Origin of the sequence: Acidovorax sp., assembly GCF_046339755.1 — a bacterium.
Lineage (GTDB): Bacteria > Pseudomonadota > Gammaproteobacteria > Burkholderiales > Burkholderiaceae_C > Acidovorax.
The window spans coordinates 1-8,534 of the sequence record NZ_JBKDTZ010000398.1 but is presented as its reverse complement, the minus strand read 5'-3'; the positions used below and the strand labels follow the sequence as shown (position 1 = coordinate 8,534).

General features: G+C 66.2%; 9 protein-coding genes. 5 read left to right on the top strand and 4 right to left on the bottom strand.

Translation table 11 applies throughout. The annotated features are described in order from the left end of the window. Together ACK59X_RS33780 and gpmA are read right to left on the bottom strand one after the other, a co-directional pair. On the bottom strand, positions 1-1,375 hold a 1,375-nt coding region (locus ACK59X_RS33780; protein ID WP_409963738.1), incomplete at its 3' end, for a S41 family peptidase. A gap of 201 nt (positions 1,376-1,576) precedes the next feature. Further along, complete coding sequence (gene gpmA / locus ACK59X_RS33775) at positions 1,577-2,320, bottom strand: 2,3-diphosphoglycerate-dependent phosphoglycerate mutase (protein WP_409963736.1); 744 nt, start codon at positions 2,318-2,320, stop codon at positions 1,577-1,579. A 72-nt stretch (positions 2,321-2,392) separates the two neighbouring features. Between gpmA and ACK59X_RS33770 the strand changes: the two genes are divergently transcribed. The 4 genes from ACK59X_RS33770 to ACK59X_RS33755 all read left to right on the top strand — a co-directional run bounded on the left by ACK59X_RS33770 (position 2,393) and on the right by ACK59X_RS33755 (position 4,787). Next, entirely contained in the window at positions 2,393-2,800 is a 408-nt protein-coding gene (locus ACK59X_RS33770; protein ID WP_409963734.1) for a rhodanese-like domain-containing protein, read from the top strand. A gap of 61 nt (positions 2,801-2,861) precedes the next feature. Beyond that, positions 2,862-3,122, top strand: a complete 261-nt coding sequence (gene grxC, locus ACK59X_RS33765) for a glutaredoxin 3 (protein ID WP_409963732.1) — start codon at positions 2,862-2,864, stop codon at positions 3,120-3,122. A gap of 122 nt (positions 3,123-3,244) precedes the next feature. Continuing rightward, the gene (gene secB / locus ACK59X_RS33760; protein ID WP_057201869.1) at positions 3,245-3,703 is read left to right on the top strand and encodes a protein-export chaperone SecB; all 459 of its coding nucleotides are present in this window, start codon (positions 3,245-3,247) and stop codon (positions 3,701-3,703) included. Between the two features lie 73 nt (positions 3,704-3,776). Next, positions 3,777-4,787: an NAD(P)H-dependent glycerol-3-phosphate dehydrogenase gene (locus ACK59X_RS33755; RefSeq protein ID WP_409963730.1), complete on the top strand. Its 1,011-nt coding sequence runs from the start codon at positions 3,777-3,779 to the stop codon at positions 4,785-4,787. 9 nt (positions 4,788-4,796) lie between these two features. Here the strand turns inward: ACK59X_RS33755 and ACK59X_RS33750 are convergent, their stop codons facing one another. Both ACK59X_RS33750 and lysA read right to left on the bottom strand, forming a co-directional pair. Then, positions 4,797-5,486 (bottom strand): N-acyl amino acid synthase FeeM domain-containing protein, encoded by a 690-nt coding sequence (locus ACK59X_RS33750; RefSeq protein ID WP_409963728.1) that lies wholly within the window; start codon positions 5,484-5,486, stop codon positions 4,797-4,799. A 471-nt stretch (positions 5,487-5,957) separates the two neighbouring features. Beyond that, on the bottom strand, positions 5,958-7,202 hold the full coding sequence (lysA, locus tag ACK59X_RS33745) for a diaminopimelate decarboxylase (protein ID WP_409963726.1): 1,245 nt from the start codon (positions 7,200-7,202) through the stop codon (positions 5,958-5,960). Positions 7,203-7,305: 103 nt separating this feature from the next. Here lysA and ACK59X_RS33740 point away from each other — a divergent pair, with 103 nt between their 5' ends. Further along, a complete protein-coding gene (locus ACK59X_RS33740; RefSeq protein ID WP_409963724.1) occupies positions 7,306-8,256 on the top strand; it encodes a LysR family transcriptional regulator in 951 nt (316 codons plus the stop codon). Positions 8,257-8,534 lie beyond the last annotated feature (278 nt).

Sequence of the window (8,534 nt, the reverse complement as noted above, 5' to 3'; positions counted from 1 at the left end):
CCTTGAGCTGGCGCAGCGCCTGCGCCAGCTGGAAGTCCTTGTCGGTGCCGAACTCGGGCGGCTTGCGGTCGGCGGCCGGCTTCTTGGCTTCCTCTTCCAGGCGTTTGCGGGCTTCCTCGCGCGCCTTCTCGCGCGCGGCGTCCTTCTTTTCCTCGCCCTGGCCGCTGCCCAGGTGCTTGTCCAGGTCGGCCTCGCGCATGCGCAGGGCGGCGAAGACATTGCCTTCCTCGGACTCGTCGATCATCACGTCGGGCACGATGCCCTTGGCCTGGATCGACTTGCCGCTCGGGGTGTAGTAGCGCGCGGTGGTCAGCTTGATGCCGGTGTCCGGGCCCAGGGGGCGCACGGTCTGCACCGAGCCCTTGCCGAAGGTCTGGCTACCCATGATGGTGGCGCGCTTGTGGTCCTGCAGTGCGCCGGCCACGATCTCGCTGGCCGAGGCCGAGCCTTCATTGACCAGCACCACCATGGGGATGGACTTGATGGAAGCGGGCAGGCGGCGCAGGGGGTCGCCCCCGCTGCGGCGCTGGTAGTACTCGGGCGCGGCCTTGTAGGTGGATTTGCTCTCGGCCAACTGGCCGTTGGTGGTGACCACCGTGACGTTCTCGGGCAGGAAGGCGGCCGAGATGGCCACCGCCGCGTCGAGCAGGCCGCCCGGGTCGTTGCGCAGGTCGAGCACCAGGCCCTTGATGTTGGGGTCCTGCTTGTAGATCTCTTCCATCTTGCGCACGAAGTCGTCCACCGTGCGTTCCTGGAACTGCGACAGGCGGATCCAGGCGTAGCCGGGCTCGATCACCTTGCCCTTGACGGACTGGGTCTTGATCTCTTCGCGCGTGATGGTCACCGGGAAGGTGCGACTTTCGTCCTTGCGGAAGATGGTGAGCGTGACCTTGGTGTTGGGTTCGCCTCGCATGCGCTTGACGGCCTCGTTGAGCGCCAGGCCCTTCACGGCGGTCTCGTCGATCTGGGTGATCAGGTCGTTGGGCTTGAGGCCGGCGCGGAACGCGGGCGAACCCTCGATGGGGGAGACCACCTTGATCAGGCCGTCTTCCTGGGAAATTTCGATGCCCACGCCCACGAAGCGGCCCGAAGTACCTTCGCGGAATTCCTTGAAGGACTTCTTGTCGAAGTACTGGGAGTGCGGGTCCAGGCTGGCCACCATGCCGGAGATGGCATCGGTGATGAGCTTCTTGTCATCGACCGGCTCGACATAGTCGGTCTTGACCAGGCCGAACACGGCCGACAGCTGCTGGATCTCTTCCAGCGGCAGGGGCGTCATGGCGCCGCGCGCGACGGTCTGCAACGACACCGTGGTCAATGCACCAGCCACCACACCTACCGACACCCATCCTGCTATTTTGAGTTTGTGGCCCATAGAACACCTTTACCGCATCAATATACACCTGGGAAGCTGGTCCGATGCCTTTTTTACACACGTGTGAAAACAAGCGTTTCAAAAAGGCGCCGAACCACTTCTTAGAAGGGTCCACCTCGCCGCAGTTCCGCGCCGGGACTCGCTTTCGCAGGTTTCGAAACGGTTTATTGGCGGGCTTTACCCCCGCTTTACGCCGATTTTCTAGGCCTTGCCTTGCGAAGCCACCGCCGCGGCGGCCTTGGCCGCTGCCTCGGCGTCACCCAGATAGTAGTGGCGGATGGGCTTGAGGTCGCCATCGAGCTCATATACCAGTGGAATCCCGTTGGGAATATTGAGGCCCACGATTTCGTCGTCCGAGATGTTGTCCAGGTACTTGACCAGGGCGCGGATGGAGTTGCCGTGCGCTGCCACCACCACGCGCTTGCCGCCCTGGATGGCCGGGGCGATGGACTCGTTCCAGAAGGGCAGCACGCGCGCTACGGTGTCTTTCAGGCACTCGGTCAGCGGCACCTGGCCGGCGTCCAGGCGGGCGTAGCGCACATCGCTGCGCTCGCTGCGCGGGTCGGTGGCTTCCAGCGCCGGCGGCGGCGTGTCATAGCTGCGGCGCCAGACCAGCACCTGGGCGTCGCCGTACTGCTTGGCCATGTCGGCCTTGTTCAGGCCCTGCAAGGCGCCGTAGTGGCGCTCGTTCAGGCGCCAGCTGTGCACCACGGGCAGCCAGGTGCGGTCCATCTCGTCCAGGGTGTGCCACAGCGTGCGCGTGGCGCGCTTGAGCACGCTGGTGTAGGCCACGTCGAACTCGTAGCCTTCGGCCTTGAGCAGGCGGCCGGCGTTCTTGGCCTGGTCCACGCCGGTGGGCGTCAGGTCCACGTCGGTCCAGCCGGTGAAGCGGTTTTCGAGGTTCCAGGTGGATTCGCCGTGGCGGATCAGAACGAGTTTGTGCATGGTTTCCCTAGGAGAGGCGGGTCAAAACCATACATTTTAGAATTGCGGGGTTCGCCAACCCAAGGAATCTCCGTGAAATTCATTATCGACAACTGGTATCTGGTCTTCGTGGCACTGGCTTCGGGCAGCATGCTGATGTGGCCCTTGCTCAAGAACGCCGGTGGCGGTTCGCTCACCCCCGCCGGGGCCGTGCAGCTCATCAACCGCGAAAAGGCCGTCGTCATCGACGTCTGCGAGACCGAGGAGTTCGCTGCGGGCCACGTGGGGGGCGCCAAGAACATCCCGCTGAACCAGCTCGAAGAGCGCCTGGCCACCACGGTGAAGAACAAGGCCCTGCCGCTGGTGCTGGTTTGCGCCACGGGCGCGCGCGCCAACCGGGCCGTGGGCATTGCCAAGAAGCTCGGCTACGAGAACGTGCAGGCCATGGCCGGCGGCCTCAAGGCCTGGCGCGAGGCCAGCCTGCCGGTTGAAAAGGCCTGACCCCGCCCCCAACTGCCGCTGAATGGCGTCCCTGCCTCAGCTTCTACGAAAGATGTCCGTCATGCAACCCGTGAAGATGTACACCACCGCCGTCTGCCCCTACTGCATCCGTGCCAAGCAGATCCTCAAGTCCAAGGGCGTGGAACAGATCGAGGAGATCCGCATCGACACCGATCCGTCGGCCCGCACCACCATGATGGAGATTACCGGCCGGCGCACCGTGCCGCAGATCTTCATCGGCGACACCCATGTCGGTGGCCACGACGATCTGGTGGCGCTGGACGGCCGTGGCGGCCTGATGCCGCTTCTGGGTGCGCAGTGATTGCCTGAACTGTCTTCGGGGCGCTGCATAATGCACGCCCATGTGCCCGCTGCGGGAGTGCTTCCCCGGCGGGTTTCGTTTTGTCACAAGCTCGTTGTTTTGAGCGAAAGAGACTTTCAACCATGGCCGACCAAGAAAATCCCGTTTTCCAGATCCAGCGCGTCTACCTCAAGGACATGTCGCTTGAGCAGCCGAACTCGCCCGGAATCCTGCTGGAACAGGAACAACCCAGTGTGGATATCCAGCTGGGCGTGGAAGCCACCCCTGTGGCCGAAGGCATCTTCGAAGTGGCCGTGACCGCCACGGTGCAGACCAAGGTCAAGGACAAGACCGTGTTCCTGGTCGAAGCCAAGCAGGCCGGCATCTTCGAGATCCGCAACATCCCTGAAGACCAGATGGGCGCCATCATGGGCATCGCCTGTCCGCAGATCGTCTACCCCTACCTGCGCGGCAACGTTGCCGACCTGATCAACCGTGCCGGCTTCCCGCCCGTGCACCTGGCCGAAATCAACTTCCAGGCCATGTTCGAACAGCAACAGGCTGCGGCTGCGGGCAATCCGTCGCCCATCATCACGCAGTAATGCGTGGTTTGCGGGGGCGCAGCATGCCGTCCCCGCCGCTTGAGCTTCCGCTCTTTCCAAGCGCTTCTTCTCCATGAAAATCCTTGTTCTGGGCGCAGGCGCCTGGGGCTCTGCCGTGGCCATGAGCGCAGCGCAGCACCCCGCCGGCCATGCCGTCACCCTGTGGGCGCGCGATGCCGCGCAACTGGCGGCCATGCAGGCCGAACGCGAGAATGCGCGCTACCTGCCGGGCCTCTCCTTCCCGCCCGGGCTGTTGCTTGCAGGGGGAGATCCCGTGGCGCTGGCGAGCGCCGCAGACCTGGTCGTCGTGGCCACGCCCATGTCGGCGCTGCGCGGCATGCTGCAGGCCCTGCAGGGCTGCAAAGCACCGGTGGCCTGGCTGTGCAAGGGCTTTGAATCCACCTCAGGGAATCAGGACAGCCGCTTTGGCCTGCTGGCGCATGAGGTGTGTGCCGAGGTGGCGCCCGCGCTGCAGGCCGGCGCACTGAGCGGCCCCAGCTTTGCCCAGGAAGTCGCCCGCGGCCAGCCCACGGCCCTGGTGGCGGCCAGTGAGCATGCCAGCGTGCGCGATGCCCTGGTGGCCGCCTTCCACAGCCCCAGCGTGCGCGTCTATGCCAATGAGGACATCGTGGGTGTCGAGGTGGGCGGGGCGGTGAAGAACGTGCTGTCCATCGCCACCGGCCTGTGCGACGGGCTGGCGCTGGGCCTCAATGCGCGCGCCGCACTGATCACGCGCGGTCTGGCCGAAATGACGCGCCTGGGCCTGGCGCTGGGCGCGCGCGCAGATACCTTCATGGGCCTGTCGGGCCTGGGCGACCTGGTGCTCACCGCCACGGGCGACCTCTCGCGCAACCGCCGCGTGGGCCTGCTGCTGGCCGAGGGCCGGACCCTGGCGCAGGCTGTGGAGTCGCTCGGCCATGTGGCCGAAGGGGTCTACAGCGCGCGCACGGTGGCGCAGCGTGCCCAACTGTTGGGGGTGGACATGCCCATCACCGATGCGGTTGTGGCCCTGCTCGATGGCCGCCTGCAGCCCGCCGAGGCTGTGGCCCAGCTCATGGGCCGGGGACCTCGCGGCGAAGCCTGAGGGCCGCTCCTAGGCGCCGGCCGAGAGGCGGCGCAGCAGGCCATCCTCGTCGTCGGGGTGGAAGAAGTACGGGTAGAAGCTGCGCTCCTGGGTCGAGAGGTCGGGCCGGCCGCCGAACTGGTCGATCAGGCGGCGCCCTTTGTTGCCATCCATGTGCAGCAGCACGGCCGGTGCGCCGACGCGATGGCAGATGCGCGCCGATCCCACCGGGTCGAAGCGCAGCATGCGCAGGTAGAACGCCGCATGGCGCGGGTTCACCTCGATCACGATGTCGGTCGCCCGTCGCGCGCGGAAGGCGACGATGAAGGCAATATGGAAGATGGCGCCCAGCACCTGCTTGGAGCGCACGCCCGGGTCCATGGCGAGCTTGCCGATCTCGCAGATGCGCGCGCCGCGCTCGCGCAGGTCACCGATGAATTCGGGGAACTGGTCCTCGGCGGCCAGGTGGCCATCGTCCAGGCGCACGGAGATGGTGCCCGCGGGCTGCCCGTCGATCTGCACCACCAAGCTGCTCAGGTCGAAGTCGTGCGTCAGTGTGGCCTGCATGCTGTAGCCCCGGCTCGCGTACATGCGCGCCAGCACGCCCTGGCCCTTGCGCGAGAGGCGGATCTTGCAGGTCTTGGTTTCGACGGTGCCCAGGCGGCTCAGGTACTCGCCCGGGTACTCCAGTTCGACGATGGTCCGTTCTTCGGTTGGCATGGCAGGCTCCTCCCGGTGCCTCTCTGCCCTCGGTACGCCAGGCCCCATGGGAAAGGGGCGCAGGAACAGGGCAGGGAAGCACCAGCCTAGCGCTTGCAGCGGTCATCGGCAACCATTAAACGGCAGTTGGCGATCAGCGGCTGCAGGGCCTGCGCAAGCGGTGCCGCGCGGCCAACGAAAAAGCCGCATCTGCCCGGTAGGGCGGATGCGGCCTTGTGCGTTTGGCATGGTGCCCCAGGGGGCACGGTATCAGAGCACCCCGAACAGCATCAGCAGCAGAACGAGGGACAGTGGAACGCCGAGCAGCCAGAGAATGATGGGCATGGTGATCTCCTTGAGAGGTTGAAAGGGTTGTGAAGCCAGTGACTTCACTGTAGGTGACCCCCCTGCCGCGCACTGTCCTCCAACGCGGCGCCCTGTCGTAGTCCCCTGCCTACCGGGCGTGCAGGGGATGAGGCATCCCCCGCATGCTCACAGCCCTTCTTCCAGCGCCAGCAGTTGCTGCACTGTCTGGCGGCGGCGGATCAGGCGTGCCTGGCCGCCATCGACCAGCACCTCGGCGATCAGCGGACGCGTGTTGTAGTTGGAGGACATCGATGCCCCGTAGGCGCCGGTGTCGTGGATCACCAGCAGGTCGCCCACGCTGGCCTCCTGCAGATCCCGCGGCAGCACCACGCCCCCATCGCCCTGGGTGAACACATCGCCCGATTCGCACAGCGGCCCGGCCACCACCGAAGGGCGCTGGGCCGCGGTGCTGCCGTCCTTGCGCAGCACTTCCATGGCGTGGTAGCTGCCGTACATGGAGGGGCGCATCAGCTCGTTGAAACCGGTGTCCACCAGCACGAAGTGGTTGCTGCCGGCATTCTTGGTGGCGCGCACCTCGCCCAGCAGCACGCCCGACTCGGCCACCAGGAATCGGCCGGGCTCGATCTCCAGGCCGAGTTGATGGCCGACGATGGCCTCGGCCTGCTGGCGCGCCGTGTTCCACAGGCCAAAGTAGTGCTGCGTGTCGATCACCGGATCGCCGCTGCGGTAGGGGATGGACAGGCCGCCGCCGGCCGAGATGGCGTGCAGATCGTGCCCGGCCGCATGGGCCGTACGCACCAGCTCCACCATGGCACCACACACCTCGGCCAGGTGGCTGTAGTCCACGCCCGAGCCGATATGCATGTGCAGGCCGGTGAGCGCGAGGCCGTGCTGCTTTATGGCGGCCAGTGCGGCCGGCAGATCGGTGTGCCAGATGCCGTGCTTGCTGTGCTCGCCGCCGGTGTTGGTCTTGTTGCTGTGGCCATGGCCGAAGCCGGGGTTGATGCGCAGCCACACTGCGTGGCCAGGCGAGGCCGCGCCCAGTTGGTGCAGCATGTCGATGGAGCCGGCATTCACCGGCACGCCATGCTCGACCACGCAGGCCAGCGTGTCGGCGTCGAACAGGTCGGCAGTGAACACGATCTCCGACGGCTCGCCGCCGGCCTGGTAGCCTGCGGCCAGCGCGCGCAGGATCTCTCCGCGCGAGACCGCGTCCACCTTCACGCCCTGCTCGCGCATGAGCTTCAGGATGTGGATGTTGGAGCAGGCCTTTTGCGCGAAGCGCACGGTGTCGAAGTTGGATACTTCTGCAATGCGCTGGCGGATGGTGGCCGCGTCATAGACCCACAGCGGGGTGCCGAACTGGCCTGCCAGGGACCACAGCTGGGCGGGGGAGAAGGGATTGGACATGGACGAAGTGCTCCGAAGGGATTGGGTCGATCATGCCGCCCATGAGTAATCCAGTCCAATGCTTGTTTTGCGAACTCTATTCATTTTCGATATGCTTTGCGCCATGCTCCCTGTTGAAGACATGGCCCCGCGGATCAGCCACCGCCATATCGAAGTGTTCCGCGCCGTCATGTTGGCCGGCAGCGCCACCGGGGCCGCCGAGCTGTTGCACACTTCGCAGCCGACGGTGAGCCGCGAGCTGGCGCGCCTGGAGTCGCTGCTGGGCTACCACCTGTTTGATCGCGTGCAGGGCCGCCTGCGCCCCCACGCGCGGGCCCTGGCGCTGTGGGAGGAGGTGCAGCGCTCCTGGCAGGGCCTGGACCGGGTGGTGGACAGGGCCGTGGCCCTGGGGCGCTCGGCCGGGGCCGCGCAGTCCCTGTCCGTGCTCTGCCTGCCGGCCCTGTCGCACGCCTTGCTGCCGGGTGCCGCGGCGCGCATGCTGGCCGCGCACCCGGAGGCGCGGGTTTCCGTGACGCCCCAGGAGCCTCCCTTGCTGGAGGAGTGGATGACGGCCCAGCGTTTCGACATGGGGCTCAGCGAACAGGTGTCGTCCTCCACCCCGCCCGGCACGCGTTCGCAGTTGCTGTTGACCCTGGACGAGGTGGCGGTGCTGCCTGTGGGGCATGCCCTGGCGTCGCAGCCCGTGCTGCAGCTGGCGGACTTTGCGGATGTGCCGTTTGTGAGCCTTTCAGCCGACGACCCCTACAGACGCCAGATCGATGCGCTGTTCGCCGAGGCCGGTGTGCAGCGGCAGATGCGCATGGAGACGCACAGCGCGGTGGCGGTGTGCGCGATGGTGCAGCGAGGGCTGGGGGTGGCCATCGTCAATCCGCTCACGGCGCTTGCCGTGGCGGGGCAGGGGGTGGTGGTGCGCAGGGTGGGGTTTTCGGTGCCGTTCAGTGTCAGTCTGGTGTTGCCGTTGTACCGGGCGGCGTTGGAGGAGGTGGGGTGGATGGTGGAGGCTTTGGAGGTGGAGGCTGGTGATCTGGAATCGAAACTTAGGCGATTGATTTGATTGCTTGTGGCCGTTGCCTGCCGCATGCCTTTTTTGAGGACGGGAGCCGGGTCTCGGCCCGGCGGCCGAGGTACCTTTCTTTGCGTCGCCAAAGAAACGTACCCCAAAGAAAGGCGACCCCACTGCCCGTGTCCCCCTCGCCAGGGCGAGGGGGCAGCCTGTGATGCTCGGTCCTGGGGTGCACCGTGGAACTCGCTACGTTCCCCCTGCGGGTGAACTCCGCTCAAACATCCACGGTGAGTCAGACAACGATGCGCGTGTCCTTCGGCACGCGCTCA

Excerpts from the sequence above, each read along its gene's own strand:
- gpmA (WP_409963736.1), bottom strand. The coding sequence starts at position 2,320 with ATGCACAAACTCGTTCTGATCCGCCACGGCGAATCCACCTGGAACCTC.
- grxC (WP_409963732.1), top strand. The coding sequence starts at position 2,862 with ATGCAACCCGTGAAGATGTACACCACCGCCGTCTGCCCCTACTGCATC.
- secB (WP_057201869.1), top strand. The coding sequence starts at position 3,245 with ATGGCCGACCAAGAAAATCCCGTTTTCCAGATCCAGCGCGTCTACCTC.
- ACK59X_RS33755 (WP_409963730.1), top strand. The coding sequence starts at position 3,777 with ATGAAAATCCTTGTTCTGGGCGCAGGCGCCTGGGGCTCTGCCGTGGCC.
- ACK59X_RS33750 (WP_409963728.1), bottom strand. The coding sequence starts at position 5,486 with ATGCCAACCGAAGAACGGACCATCGTCGAACTGGAGTACCCGGGCGAG.
- lysA (WP_409963726.1), bottom strand. The coding sequence starts at position 7,202 with ATGTCCAATCCCTTCTCCCCCGCCCAGCTGTGGTCCCTGGCAGGCCAG.
- ACK59X_RS33740 (WP_409963724.1), top strand. The coding sequence starts at position 7,306 with ATGCTCCCTGTTGAAGACATGGCCCCGCGGATCAGCCACCGCCATATC.